At 42.9% G+C, this 13,578-nt stretch carries 10 protein-coding genes; 6 read left to right on the top strand and 4 right to left on the bottom strand.

What is annotated here, in order from left to right; all coding sequences use genetic code 11:
* Positions 1-53: 53 nt before the first annotated feature.
* Complete coding sequence (murJ, locus tag L5M29_RS19515) at positions 54-1,613, bottom strand: murein biosynthesis integral membrane protein MurJ (protein ID WP_263169557.1); 1,560 nt, start codon at positions 1,611-1,613, stop codon at positions 54-56.
* A gap of 252 nt (positions 1,614-1,865) precedes the next feature.
* Between murJ and rpsT the strand changes: the two genes are divergently transcribed.
* A complete protein-coding gene (gene rpsT / locus L5M29_RS19510) occupies positions 1,866-2,132 on the top strand; it encodes a 30S ribosomal protein S20 (RefSeq protein ID WP_011790375.1) in 267 nt (88 codons plus the stop codon).
* A gap of 63 nt (positions 2,133-2,195) precedes the next feature.
* On the opposite strand, the gene L5M29_RS19505 is transcribed toward rpsT, so the two are convergent.
* Positions 2,196-2,492, bottom strand: coding sequence for an ArsR/SmtB family transcription factor (locus tag L5M29_RS19505; protein WP_006084975.1), 297 nt, complete (start codon positions 2,490-2,492; stop codon positions 2,196-2,198).
* A gap of 136 nt (positions 2,493-2,628) precedes the next feature.
* On the opposite strand from L5M29_RS19505, the gene L5M29_RS19500 reads away from it, so the two are divergent.
* On the top strand, positions 2,629-4,032 hold the full coding sequence (locus tag L5M29_RS19500; RefSeq protein ID WP_131525271.1) for a M28 family metallopeptidase: 1,404 nt from the start codon (positions 2,629-2,631) through the stop codon (positions 4,030-4,032).
* Between the two features lie 65 nt (positions 4,033-4,097).
* Here L5M29_RS19500 and yaaA read toward each other — a convergent pair whose 3' ends face one another.
* Together yaaA and L5M29_RS19490 are read right to left on the bottom strand one after the other, a co-directional pair.
* Positions 4,098-4,871, bottom strand: a complete 774-nt coding sequence (gene yaaA / locus L5M29_RS19495; RefSeq protein WP_263169554.1) for a peroxide stress protein YaaA — start codon at positions 4,869-4,871, stop codon at positions 4,098-4,100.
* A 129-nt stretch (positions 4,872-5,000) separates the two neighbouring features.
* Positions 5,001-6,443: an alanine/glycine:cation symporter family protein gene (locus L5M29_RS19490; protein ID WP_113941318.1), complete on the bottom strand. Its 1,443-nt coding sequence runs from the start codon at positions 6,441-6,443 to the stop codon at positions 5,001-5,003.
* Positions 6,444-6,871: 428 nt separating this feature from the next.
* On the opposite strand from L5M29_RS19490, the gene L5M29_RS19485 reads away from it, so the two are divergent.
* The 4 genes from L5M29_RS19485 to pgi all read left to right on the top strand — a co-directional run bounded on the left by L5M29_RS19485 (position 6,872) and on the right by pgi (position 13,447).
* Positions 6,872-9,238 (top strand): phosphoketolase family protein, encoded by a 2,367-nt coding sequence (locus L5M29_RS19485; RefSeq protein WP_113941319.1) that lies wholly within the window; start codon positions 6,872-6,874, stop codon positions 9,236-9,238.
* Positions 9,239-9,476: 238 nt separating this feature from the next.
* Positions 9,477-10,583, top strand: a complete 1,107-nt coding sequence (locus tag L5M29_RS19480; RefSeq protein WP_263169553.1) for an OmpA family protein — start codon at positions 9,477-9,479, stop codon at positions 10,581-10,583.
* Between the two features lie 250 nt (positions 10,584-10,833).
* Positions 10,834-11,790, top strand: a complete 957-nt coding sequence (tal, locus tag L5M29_RS19475) for a transaldolase (protein WP_028760931.1) — start codon at positions 10,834-10,836, stop codon at positions 11,788-11,790.
* Between the two features lie 19 nt (positions 11,791-11,809).
* Positions 11,810-13,447 carry a glucose-6-phosphate isomerase gene (gene pgi / locus L5M29_RS19470; protein WP_219252934.1) on the top strand — a complete coding sequence of 546 codons (1,638 nt, stop codon included), beginning with the start codon at positions 11,810-11,812 and terminating at the stop codon, positions 13,445-13,447.
* The last annotated feature ends 131 nt before the right edge of the window (positions 13,448-13,578 follow it).

Here is a 13,578-nt window from a genome sequence, read left to right as displayed (position 1 = left end):
CTGCCAAGCGCAAATCGGCTGATTATATAACAGCTAGCGATGAGAATCAGCAATCAAGCTCCTCGTTTAATTGACCAAGGACGAATTCCGAGCAAAAGCAGACACAATAAATAACTGACTGCCCCAACTAAAATTAAGCCTATCAAGGCTTTCGCACGATCGAACAAATGCCAATCTAACCAAATTTGTTGTGAAGGCAAAAAGTAATACAAGACTACCACCATCAAGGCTGTAGAGACCACGGCTTTAGCAAAAAACACCATAGTCGGCCTAGAAACACGATAAACGCCAGCTAAATGCAAGCCTCGGTATAGTAATGTGGCGTTAAGCAATGCTGACATCGAAGTCGCAATCGCCAGTCCAACATACCCAAAAGGAATAGCAAACAGTAAGTTAAAGCCCATGTTTGTGATCATGGCAATAATGCCATAACGCACAGGTGTTTTGGTATCTTGACGAGAGTAATAGCCAGGAGCAAGCACCTTAATCAGCATAAAGCTAAGCAAACCACTGCCATAAGCCATCAAACTATAGGAAGCCATTTCAACATCATGCAATGAAAAAGCACCGCGCATAAATAATACCATCAACATAGGCTTTGCGAGCACGATCAATCCCATCATAGCCGGTAGACCTAGCAGTAGAATCGCTTTAATCCCCCAATCCATCGTCTTGCCAAAGCCCGCACCTTCGTCATTCACATGGTTTCGTGACAGCGCAGGTAAAATCACAGTAGCAATCGCGATCCCAAACAATCCTAAGGGAAATTCGAGTAAACGGTCGGCATAATAGAGCCAACTTATTGAACCCGTCATCAAAAAACTGGCGATAAATGTATCAAATAGCAGGTTAATCTGTGAGACAGACACGCCAAACAATGCTGGGATCATCAAAGTTCTGATTTTCACCACGCCCGGGTGATGCCATCCCCAAGAAGGCTTGACGAGCGCATTTTCACGCAATAAAAAGGGAATTTGAAATAGGAACTGAATCAAACCACCACAAAAAACGCCCCAAGCCAAGGTAATCTCAGGCTGGGTCGATGTAGGCGCATAGAAAATAGCCGCCGCAATAATTGCCACATTGAGAAAAACGGGTGTAAAAGCCGATACCGCAAAACGGCCTCGGGTATTTAAAATTGAGCCCGCTAATGCCGTAAATGTGATAAACCACAGATAAGGAAAAGTAATTTTAAGCACAACGGTAGCGAGTTCAAATTTAGCACCATCTGGCTCGTTGTTAAGCCAAGCGATGAACCAACCACCACCGAATAAAGCTGACAACACAGGTGATGCAACCACCCCAAAAAGGGTCACTATTGTCACTAGTAAACCTAATGTGCCCGCAACTTTACTCAATAAATCACGAGTATCTTCTGCGGTATGTTTCTCTTGGTACTCAGTTAAAACAGGTACAAACGCCTGCGCAAAAGCCCCTTCAGCAAACAAACGGCGTAAAAAATTAGGAATTTTATTTGCAAAGAAAAACACATCAGCACTTGTCCCAGCGCCCATCAAATTAGCAACTACCACATCCCTAACTAGACCTAAAACTCGGGATATCAATGTCATAGCACTAACAATCAGGCCAGATTTTAATAATTTTCTACTCAAACGTCCCCCAGACCCATATCGAATTGATTAGGTGATACATCTCAAAAAATCGATTCAGGCTCTGTCACACTGCGGTAATAGCTGCTAGAATTGCGCCACATATTACACGAGTTGGGTCGAAGATAGCCAAGGCAGGTTGGATTAATTTATCTTTATGATGAATATTCAATCATAGTCATTGACAAAGTGACTAAATGCAGGCATATTCCTCGGCCTTTAAAAGTATCAAATCCAGTTTTTAGGAGTTGCACCTTGGCTAATAGCAAGTCTGCAAAGAAGCGCGCGCTTCAATCTGAAAAGCGTCGTCAGCATAACGCCAGCCGTCGCTCAATGTTACGTACATACGTTAAAAAAGTAATCGCTGCAATTAAAGCAGGCGATCACAAAACAGCAACAGAAGCTTTTGCTGTTGCACAACCAATCGTTGACCGTATGGCGACTAAAGGTCTTATTCACAAGAATAAAGCCGCTCGTCAAAAGGCACGTTTGAACGCTAAGATCAAAGCAATCGCTGCTTAATCTATAAAATAGCAAATGAAAAAAACCGGCAATTGCCGGTTTTTTTATATCTGAAAAACACTATTAATGACAATAAATGTTGTTCAATAAGTGAATCATCTCCCGTACTTCATCACTCTTGAGTGAATAAAATACCGTTTGCGCTTCTTTGCGTGTGGTTACTAAATTATCTTTGCGTAACCAAGCAAGATGTTGTGATAGTGCCGATTGACTTAAGCCTAATTTTTTATTCATTTCGCCAACGCACATTTCTCCTTCATTCAATAAATAACAAAGAATAAATAAACGGCGTTCGTTCGCGAGTGCCTTTAATAGCACTACGGCATGATCGGCTCGCTCCTGCATTAATTCAATATTCATTACGCACTTTCTCTCCTAAAACTAACCCCTGCGCTAATATAGCGTCGCCTTACGGATATAGTCGGGACATAAAGCACACTTTTTGCTAGATTGTTTTTAAAAATGGGACATGCTTAATAAAAATAAAGGAAATCTAATGAAACCCTATCAAACTACACTTCTCTCGAGTCTTTTAATCGGGAGTTTAAGTGCGTGCCAAACTCAAGTAGAAACTGCCCCTAGTGAAGTCATTCAATTACAACAGGCAGCATTATCTTCGCAATTAAGCTATGACTTAGTCGAGTCACTCACGGTTGAAGTGGGTCCAAGACTTGCTGGAAGCCCAAAAGATATCCTCGCCGTTAACTGGGCGATAAATAAACTGACCAGCCTTGGTTTTGACCGTGTTTATAAAGAAGCCGTACAAGTGCCAATTTGGGAGCGCGGTGAAGCCAAAGCCAAAATCACCGTCCCTGTAGAACAGCCGTTGGTCATTACTGCGCTTGGTGGCAGTATTGCGACTCCTGCTGGAGGTATACAAGCTAAAATCGCGCGCTTTGATAGCCTAGAGGCATTACAACAAGCCAAGCCTGAAGAGGTGCAAGGTAAGATTGTTTTTATTGACCAAAAAACAGAGCGCCATATCACTGGTGAAGGTTATGGTAAAAGCGTTGGTGGCCGCTCGAAAGGGGCAGTCGCTGCAGCACAAAAAGGCGCAGTTGCTATCGTGATCCGCTCTATTGGCACAGATCATGACCGCATGGCCCATACTGGCATCATGCGCTACCAAGATGGCGTGCCTAAGATCCCCGCGGCTGCCATGTCAAATCCCGATGCTGATTTGGTTGGTGCATTGCTAAAACGCGATCCTAATGCCCTGCTCGAATTGCATATGTCGCCAAAAAACTTAGGTTTTAATACTTCCTACAATGTCATTGCCGAAGTAACGGGCAGTAGTAAGCCCAATGAAATAGTGCTCATTGGTGCTCATTTAGATTCCTGGGATGAAGGTACTGGCGCGATTGATGATGGCGCAGGTGTCGCCATTGTGACTGCTGCAGCCAAGCATATTCAAGATCTCCCCATAAAACCCGCTCGCACGGTTAGAGTCGTGCTATATGCCGCTGAAGAAGTTGGGCTCGTTGGCGGTAAAGCGTATGCAGAGGCTCATAAAGCTGAATTACCGCTGCACTACATAGCTGCAGAGTCTGATTTTGGGGCCGGTAGAATTTATCAAATCGATACTAAAGTGAATGAGAACATATTCACAGAAGTGCAGCAGGCGCTCAGCCCTATGTCATTCAATGGCGTTGCACTGGGCAATAACCAAGCTTCTGGTGGGCCAGACGTATCTATGCTCCCCGCATTAGGTGTTCCAGTTGCATCTCTGAGGCAAGATGGCCACGATTATTTCGATTACCATCACACACCGAATGATACCTTAGATAAAATCGACCCTGCCGCATTGGCTCAAAACGTCGCCGCCTACGCACAATTTGCTTATATCATGGCAAATTCAACGGTGACATTAACGCCTTTAGTCACTCAATCTGAAAAATAGGCCATCAATGATATAGAGAACAGCATTAGCTGTTCTCTATCAATTAACATCTTATCGATATTTCGCTATTGCTCTTCACGTAAAAACGTTGGATTTGTTGGGGAACTCTGCTCTTCACTATAATAATAACCAGCAACATTAAATGCTTTTAATTCATCTAAAGTGTCAATTTGATGCGTAATGAGATATCTCGCCATCATGCCTCTAGCACGCTTAGCAAAAAAACTGATCACTTTATATTGACCATTTTTACAATCTTTAAATATGGGTGAAATTAATTGCCCTTGAAGTTTTTTAGGCTTTATTGCTTTGAAATATTCATGAGATGCAAGATTGACAATAATATCACTACTCGTTTCAGCGAGCGTTTCATTTACAGCTTGTGTTAATGTATCTCCCCAAAACTCATATAGGTTTTTACCTTTAGGATTAGAAAGCGCCGTGCCCATTTCTAAACGATAAGGCATAATTAAATCCAGCGGTCTGAGCAAACCGTAAAGTCCAGATAAAATACGTAGTTGTGACTGAGTTCGAGCAATTTCATCTTCAGACAATGTATCAGCATCAAAGCCAGTATACACATCGCCTCTAAAAGCAAAAATGGCCTGTTTTGCATTATCTAAACTAAAATCAGGCTGCCACTCCCCAAAACGTGCCGCATTTAAACCCGCAATCTTATCGCTCACCTTCATTAAAGTGGCGATGTCTGTAGGGGTCAATTGCCGACACACTTGGATCAACTCCTGACTATAAGTTAAAAAATCAGGTTGTGAATACACCTGCGTCAGTGGCGGCTGTTCAAAATCTAAGGTCTTCGCCGGCGAAACCAATATCAACATCAAAAACTCCCAACAGAAACAAAAATACATACCTATGATACTGAACGAGCATAAAAAAACCACGCTTTAACAGCGTGGTCTTTTCGATTACAACAATCAGTAATGCCTATTGTCGATACGCTAGGCTAATTAAAGCTTTTTAGCCGGCACAAGACTGGTATCTTGCCAAATATCATCATCAAGCTGATCCATCAACTCAGGAAATTTACTACGATCGAATTCTGGAGTCTTACCCGCGTTGATCTGTTCGCGATAATCATTGATAACGCGAATTGCCAGACCCGATAATAGTAATAGAGCAACAATGTTTACCGTCGCCATCAACCCCATCGAAACGTCAGCCAAGTTCCACACTAAACTTATCTTAGCGACGGCACCAAACATGACCATGCCAAGCACACACAAACGGAATAAAGGCAGTGCTTTGGTACTATTTCCCATTAAGTACATCACATTTGTTTCAGCGTATGAGTAATTGGCTATGATGGATGTAAAGCAGAATAAGAAAATAGCCACCGCAATAAATGCGCCCCCCCAGTCGCCAACGTGTGCAGACATGGCATTAATGGTTAATCGAATCCCATCATCACTCGAGCCAATATCCCCTGATAGCAGGATTATCGCAGCCGTTGCAGTACAGATAACGATAGTATCCGCAAACACACCCATCATCTGCACAAAACCTTGGGATGCTGGATGATTAGGGTTAGGCGATGCACTTGCCGCGACATTCGCCGCACTGCCCATGCCCGCTTCGTTCGAGAAAAGTCCACGAGCAATACCCGCTTGCATTGCCTGCGCGACAGTATAAGCCACGCCGCCAGCGGCAGCCTCTTGCCAACCAAAAGCACTTTTCACAATTAAGCTAATAATCGCAGGTAATTGTTCTAGGTTAAAAATAACGATAATGAAGGCTACAAGAATGTAGGCTAAGGCCATAATGGGGACAAGAAATTCAGATACTCGCGCGACTTTACGTAGACCACCGACAATCACAAATCCACTGGCAATCACTAGCCCAATCCCTACATAGGTTGGATTAAAACCAAATACTCGCTCCATGGCACCGGTAATAGTGTTAGCTTGTACTGCATTGAATACTAAACCAAAAGCAATGATCAAAAAGACAGCAAATAAAATGCCCATCCATTTCTGACCCAATCCTTTTTCCATGTAGTAGGAAGGACCACCGCGGAACTGGCCATTATGATCTCGGACTTTATAAACCTGCGCTAAGGTTGATTCAACCATAGCAGTCGCCATACCTAAAATAGCGATAAGCCACATCCAAAATACTGCACCTGGACCCGCAGCACCAATAGCAACAGCAACACCGGCCATATTACCAGCACCGACGCGTGCAGCCATACTTGTACAAAAGACTTGAAATGAAGAAAGACCGCTATCGCAACCTTGCCGACTCATGGTCATAACTTTGATGGAATGTTTAAAGTGGGTTAACTGAATAAAGGCAAGTCTAATGGTGAAATAGAGACCAGCTCCTACTAGTCCATATACTAACAACTTACCCCAAAGTAGCGCATTCAAAAAATTAACTATGGTTTCTAACATATTATTTTACTTCTTCCCGTAGCAAATGCTCCTCTAATTGTAATTAAAGGTACAACATCTGTGGTGAATGAATCCTTCCAAGTTAAAGGTAAGAATTTCGGTAGATTTATTTTTTCAAATTATCCTTCCGTGAATTTACAACATCACGGCTACCGAATTCAACGCAGCAAAATAGCACAGTATTCGAAATTGCTCATGTGATCAAGCTCGCGTTTGCACAGTTAAACGTCATTGACATCACGTCTTACAACACTAGCTAAGCTACTGTTAAAGCTAGATTAACAAAAGGTCTAAGTTGAGCTATTATTTTTAACAGCAAAAACAACTTTTAAAATTTGGATGTAGGGCACATTTTTGTAATAAAACTACAAATATAGTAACCCCATAGAAACTTCAATCATCTCTTGTTTGTTTTAGTGAGGCTTAACATGACACAAATACATGAAATCAATGCTCTGAAAAAGTATGTCAGAGCGACAAACTTTCTTGCGACCTCGCAAATTTACCTCAAACAAAACGTCTTACATAAACGTCCACTTGCCCATACTGATATCAAGCCACGTTTACTTGGCCATTGGGGTACCTGCCCAGGTATTAACTTTGTCTATGCCAACATTAACCGCTTGATAGTGAAGCATAACCGCTCTTTTATCTATTTAGTCGGTCCAGGCCATGGTTTTCCCGCTGTACAAGCAAACTTATTCATTGAAGGCTCTTTAAGTCATTTCTACCCAGAAACTATTCCCTACAATGAAACTGGCATCGAAGATATTTGTAAGAAGTTTTCTGCCGCTTATGGTTATCCTTCACATGCAAACCCTGAAGCACCTGGACAAATTCTTGAAGGTGGCGAATTAGGCTACTCACTCTCAGTAGGCTGGGGAGCAGTATTAGATAATCCAGATCTGATCGCAACCGTCTTAATTGGTGACGGCGAAGCAGAAACGGGACCATTAGCCGCATCTTGGTATGCAAACCGCTTAGTTTCACCAGCGACCAGCGGTGCAGTATTGCCAATTGTGCATATTAACGGCTATAAGATTTCCGGTCCTACCCGCATGGGACGTATGAGCCATGAAGAACTGGATCTTGAATTCCGTGGTCTTGGCTATTTCCCCATCATAGTTGATAACGAATTAGAAGAAGATATCTATGTGCAGATGACAAATGCCATGGATACCGCTTATACCATGATCAATGACATTCAACGTCGAGCACGCAGTGGCGAAGACGTAGTTAAACCAAAATGGCCAGTCATTTTAATGCGCACAGCCAAAGGTTGGACTGGTGTCAGTGAATATAAAGGTAAGAAATTAGAAGGTAACTGCGAATCGCATCAAGTAATCGTCAATAAATGTGCTACTGATAAGGGCCATTTAGATGCACTGGATAATTGGCTTGCCAGTTACGATTTCCAAGAACTCTATCAAATGAATGAAAAAGGCGAACTGATTTTTGATGCCGACATTTGTTCATTAATCCCACCCAAGCAACTTGCCTGTGGCCGTCAACATTTAACCTATGGTGGAGAAGTTGTTAGAGCATTATCCAATCCAGATCTTGAAAAACTCAGCTATGGACCAGAAGTACCACGTGGTCAACGTGGCTATTCAATGTTAAAAATGGGCGAATGGATGCGCGATGCATTCAAGTTAAACCGCGACCAACGTAATCTACGTATTTTTAGTCCTGACGAAACCTATTCAAATCAACTACAAGCTGTATTTGAAGAAACCGATCGTGCATGGCAGTGGCCAATTGAGAGTTGGGATGAAGATATGTCCCGTGAAGGTCGAGTCATTGAACTGCTTTCTGAAAACTTGCTTTTTGGCATGCTACATGGATACACAGTAACAGGCCGCCACGGCATGCTACCCACCTACGAAGCATTCTCACAAGTTATCTCATCGATGGCCGATCAGTACTGTAAATATGTCTACGCCAGCCAAGGCGTACATTTCCGTAAGCCACTGCCAGCCTGTAATGTCGTATTATCTTCATTACTTGAGCGCCAAGATCATAATGGCTATTCACATCAAAACCCATCTTTCCTTGGGGCTATGCTGGAGAAACATCCAAAAATAATCTCGGCTTACTTACCCGCAGATGCCAACAGCACATTGGTTTATACAGAACGAGCCTTCGCTGACCGTGACAAACTCAATATTCTGGTTGCAGGTAAAAAAGAGTTACCACAATGGCTAAGCTTGGAAGAAGCGCGTAAACAAACGAAAGACGGCGTAATGGTGTGGGATTTTGCCTCAGATGAGAATCCCGATATTGTGCTGGCAGGTTGTGGTGATTATGTCACTCAAGAATGTATGGCTTCTTTAGTATTAATAAGAGAACTCCTTCCAAGAGTGAAAATCCGCTTCGTTAGTGTCACTGAATTAAGCAGTGATGGCTTAGGTAGCCGCAAATTTAAAGAAAAACCTTGGTTAATGGACGAAATATTTACTCAAGATAAAGGCGTGGTATTCAACTACCATGGTTACCCAAATACAATCAAAAAGTTAATTTTTGATTACAAAGGCAGCCGTCGCTTCAGAATTAAAGGCTACGAAGAAGAAGGTTCAACAACAACGCCATTTGATATGGGTGTTCGTAACGGTACATCACGCTATCACCTTGTAATTGATATGGCTTACAAGCTGTTCCAACAGGGTGTTATTGATGAAACTATGCACGTCTCTATTACCACTGATATGCTGCAAAGATTAGTTGACCACCGCAACTATATTAAAGCGAATGGTGTAGACCCAGTGGAAATCGAAAATTGGGTATGGACACGCTAATAGAAACATCTAATTAACATTAGATTGTAATTTAAAGGCATTCTTCGGAGTGCCTTTTTTGCATTAAAAATACCAGTTACAGAATGACAACCTTTAAAAGGTTGATCTTAATACTGGAAAAAGTTAACAAACCAAGTGATAATTAACCGCTGGCTAAAATATCAAAGGATCCCCACACTAAGTGCTAGCAATGTTTTGCACAAAACCAGCAAAGCATATTGGTGGAGAATCATAATCAATGGACGTAAATAAAATGATGAAGAACACATTAAAAGTAGTATTACTGACATCTCTGCTTCCACTCGCAGCCAGCGCATCTCAGGAACTTACACCTTGGTATGTTGGTGCCGGTTTAGGCGTTAATAACTACGAGCACGTTGCCACTCAGAACGGTGAAGACAGTCCATACGCTTGGGATGTTTTCGCAGGCTATATGTTCAACGATTACTTCGGTGCTGAAATCGGCTTCCGTGATTTAGGTAATGCAGATTGGATCGATGGTACTATCAGTAATGATGCAGGCGTTAAAGGTTCTACACTTGGACTAGTTGGTATTTGGCCACTAGCTAACCGCTGGAGCCTATCGGCTGAAGCCGGTGTTATGTACTATAGCCTTGAAAACAGCCAAAACAATGGTACTCCAAGTTCATACAGTACGAATGACTTTGCTCCATACATGGGTGCTGGTGTTGGTTACAACTTCACTGACAACTTAAAATTACAAGCTAAATATCGTCGTTATGAAAACTTAAACGATGATTACAATATTGTTGAAGCAGATAGCAACTATTGGGGCTTAGAATTAAGCTACCGCTTCGGTTCTGCTGCTGTTGTAGCTCCAGTTGCCGCTGCAGTCGTTGCCGCAGCACCTGTTGATTCTGACAACGATGGCGTTTATGACGACAAAGATCAATGTCCAGCAACACCAGCAACTCACAAAGTTGACTCTGTTGGCTGTACTATCTATGAAAACGTGAAGAACAAAGAAGACGTAGGTTCAATCCAGTTTGCTAACGATTCTGCTGTAGTTAAAAATGTTTACTACAAAGACATCGAAAGATTAGCTAACTATTTGAACAAAAACCCAGCTTTCACTGTTGAAATCGCAGGTCACGCCTCAAATGTAGGTAAACCAGAATACAACATGGAATTGTCTGACAAACGTGCTGACGCCGTTGCCAAGATTCTTGTAGAGAAATATGGTATCAGCGGAAGCCGCGTAACTTCTAACGGTTACGGTGTTACTCAGCCATTGGTTGCTGGTGATTCAAAAGAAGCTCACGCTGCGAACCGTCGCATCGAAGCTATCGTGACTACCACAACAAAACAACCTGTTCTGAAGTAATAGTACTTACTGAAGTAAAAAAGTCGCTGCTTGCAGCGACTTTTTGTTTTTGTGGGGTATACACTAGGACAAGCGACGCCCTCTATTGCAGCCAAGATGATAGCCCGTAGCTCGAACCATACCTTAATAGACATAAAATTGTCATTTTTGTAATTTTTTTACATTCAAGGTTGGAAAAGTTGGCAAAATCGCTTCTAATAGTCATCAGTGAATTCCGAGTTAAAACTGCTACCTGAGAAGGATGTTTTTCATGGCCAATACATTAGAGCAACTCAAGTTATATACCACTATCGTCGCTGACACAGGCGACATCGAAGCGATTAAACGCTACCAACCTGAAGATGCGACCACTAATCCATCACTCATCTTGAAAGCGGCTCAAATTCCTGAATATGAATCCCTTATAGATAACGCTATCGACTGGGCAAAATCACAAAGTACCGATCTCGTGCAGCAACTTGATGATGCCAGCGACAAACTAGCGGTCAATATCGGCGTAGAAATACTGAAACTCGTTCCTGGCCGTATTTCAACTGAAGTTGATGCCCGTTTATCATTCGATAAAGAAAAATCAATCGCTAAAGCCCATAAATTGGTTCGCCTATATAAAGAAGCGGGTGTAGATAAATCACGCATTCTGATCAAACTTGCTTCAACTTGGGAAGGCATTTGTGCCGCTAAAGAACTAGAGCAAGAAGGCATCAACTGCAACTTAACCCTACTATTTAGCTTTGCTCAAGCGCGTGCGTGTGCCGAAGCGGGTGCTTATCTCATTTCTCCTTTTGTAGGCCGCATACTTGATTGGTACAAAAAAGATACAGGTAAAGATTACAATGCCGTAAATGACCCTGGTGTCATTTCAGTGACTGAAATTTATAACTACTACAAACAACACGGTTTTGACACTGTTGTTATGGGTGCAAGTTTCCGTAATATCGGTGAAATTATTGAGCTAGCAGGTTGCGATCGTCTGACCATTGGCCCTTCTCTATTAGAAGAACTGGCTAATTCGCAAGTTGACATCACACCTAAACTGGTTGCAGCAACGACCACTGTCGCTGCAGAACCCCCATTGACTGAAGCACAATTCCGTTGGGACTTTAACCAAGATCCAATGGCGGTTGATAAGCTTGCCGAAGGCATTCGAAACTTTGCGATAGACCAAGGTAAGCTCGAAGTCATGCTCACGGCTAAGCTCGCGAACTAAGCACTCTGGAGACGGTGAAATGACACTCTTGACCCAAAGCTCAACATGGCAAGCTTTATCAGCACACAGTAAAAATGTTCCGCATATGCGGGAATTGTTTGCAACTGACGCGGCACGTTTCAATAAAATGTCGCTATCAGCCTGTGGTTTATTACTGGATTACTCTAAAAACAGAGCAACAGCGGAAACGCTGGATCTGTTATTTGCGTTGGCAAGCAATAGCCAACTTGAAGCAAAAATCAAAGCGATGTTTGCAGGTGAAATCATTAACACCACAGAGAAGCGCGCCGTACTGCACACAGCGCTTCGCAGTACTGCAGAACAATCGATTATTGCAGAGGGTCAAGACATAGTTCCTGAAGTTCAACAAACTCTAGATAAGATGCAAGGGTTTGTGAACTCAGTGACGTCAGGTCAATGGAAAGGTTACACAGGTAAAGCGATAACCGATATTGTAAGTATTGGTATTGGCGGCTCTTTCCTAGGCCCCAAAATCGTCTCTCAAGCGTTGCGCCCTTATTGGAATCCCGAATTAAATTGTCACTTTGTGGCAAACGTCGACGGGACTTCTATTAGTGAGAAGCTGAAGTTATTGGATCCTGAAACGACCTTGTTCATCATGTCATCCAAATCTTTCGGGACACAGGAAACCTTAACTAATACCCTCACCGCAAGAGACTGGTTCCTAGCGAAAGGCGGTTTGCAGTCTGATGTGGCAAAACACTTTGTCGCAGTCACTTCAAACGTAGCAAAAGCGACAGATTTTGGTATCGATGCAAACAATATTTTCCCTATGTGGGATTGGGTTGGTGGCCGTTACTCTCTCTGGTCAGCGATTGGCTTACCGATTGCACTTTTGATCGGTATGGATAACTTCAGGGCTCTACTCACGGGTGCGCATCAGATGGATGAGCACTTCGCCACAGCGCCACTGACAGAGAATATGCCGGTTATCATGGGATTACTCTCCCTATGGTACGGAAACTTCTTTAATGCTCAGTCCCATGTCGTATTAACCTACGATCATTACCTACGTGGTTTACCCGCTTATTTCCAGCAGCTCGATATGGAAAGTAACGGTAAGTCAGTCACCTTAAATGGTACTGATGTTGACTACAGCACAGGTCCCGTCATTTGGGGGGGCGAAGGCACTAATGGCCAACATGCCTACCACCAGCTATTACATCAAGGTACCGCACTGATCCCTGCCGATTTCATTATGCCGCTGCAAAGCCATAATCCTATCGGTGAGCACCATGACCAATTAGCGTCAAACTGCTTCGGTCAAACCCAGGCCTTAATGCAAGGTCGTACTTTTGATGAAGCTTTAGCCGAACTTGCTAATAGCGCATTATCCGCCACAGAGAAGCAGCTGATCGCTCAACATAAAGTCATGCCTGGTAACAAGCCGAGCAACACCTTACTTATGGATAAGCTCACTCCAAGTACCCTAGGCGCTTTAATTGCCTTGTATGAACATAGAACCTTCGTTCAAGGTGCTATTTGGGATATCAACTCCTTCGATCAATGGGGTGTAGAACTCGGTAAGAATCTCGGTAACGATGTGTTAGCACGCATTGGCGCAGAGCAAGATTCCGATGCTTTAGATGCCTCAAGCAACGCATTGATTAACCTTTATCGACAAGGCAAAATCTAATCGAACAAAAAGCCAGCAATTGCTGGCTTTTTAATTCTACCCCGTTCTTTTTATTAAGTTTTCCTGCTTAACTCCGCTCTACTTCTGCATATAACATCAATGACATATCACTCAAAGTTCATTTCAACTTA

Source organism: Shewanella sp. SM95, from assembly GCF_025653595.1.
Lineage (GTDB): Bacteria > Pseudomonadota > Gammaproteobacteria > Enterobacterales > Shewanellaceae > Shewanella > Shewanella oncorhynchi.
The sequence above is the reverse complement of the archived record's forward strand: the minus strand, read 5'-3'. Positions and strand labels throughout refer to the sequence as shown.

What these genes read in the sequence shown, in the direction of transcription:
- L5M29_RS19505 (WP_006084975.1), bottom strand. Translation starts at nt 2,492, where the DNA reads ATGAATATTGAATTAATGCAGGAGCGAGCCGATCATGCCGTAGTGCTA.
- L5M29_RS19500 (WP_131525271.1), top strand. Translation starts at nt 2,629, where the DNA reads ATGAAACCCTATCAAACTACACTTCTCTCGAGTCTTTTAATCGGGAGT.
- yaaA (WP_263169554.1), bottom strand. Translation starts at nt 4,871, where the DNA reads ATGTTGATATTGGTTTCGCCGGCGAAGACCTTAGATTTTGAACAGCCG.
- L5M29_RS19490 (WP_113941318.1), bottom strand. Translation starts at nt 6,443, where the DNA reads ATGTTAGAAACCATAGTTAATTTTTTGAATGCGCTACTTTGGGGTAAG.
- L5M29_RS19485 (WP_113941319.1), top strand. Translation starts at nt 6,872, where the DNA reads ATGACACAAATACATGAAATCAATGCTCTGAAAAAGTATGTCAGAGCG.
- L5M29_RS19480 (WP_263169553.1), top strand. Translation starts at nt 9,477, where the DNA reads ATGGACGTAAATAAAATGATGAAGAACACATTAAAAGTAGTATTACTG.
- tal (WP_028760931.1), top strand. Translation starts at nt 10,834, where the DNA reads ATGGCCAATACATTAGAGCAACTCAAGTTATATACCACTATCGTCGCT.
- pgi (WP_219252934.1), top strand. Translation starts at nt 11,810, where the DNA reads ATGACACTCTTGACCCAAAGCTCAACATGGCAAGCTTTATCAGCACAC.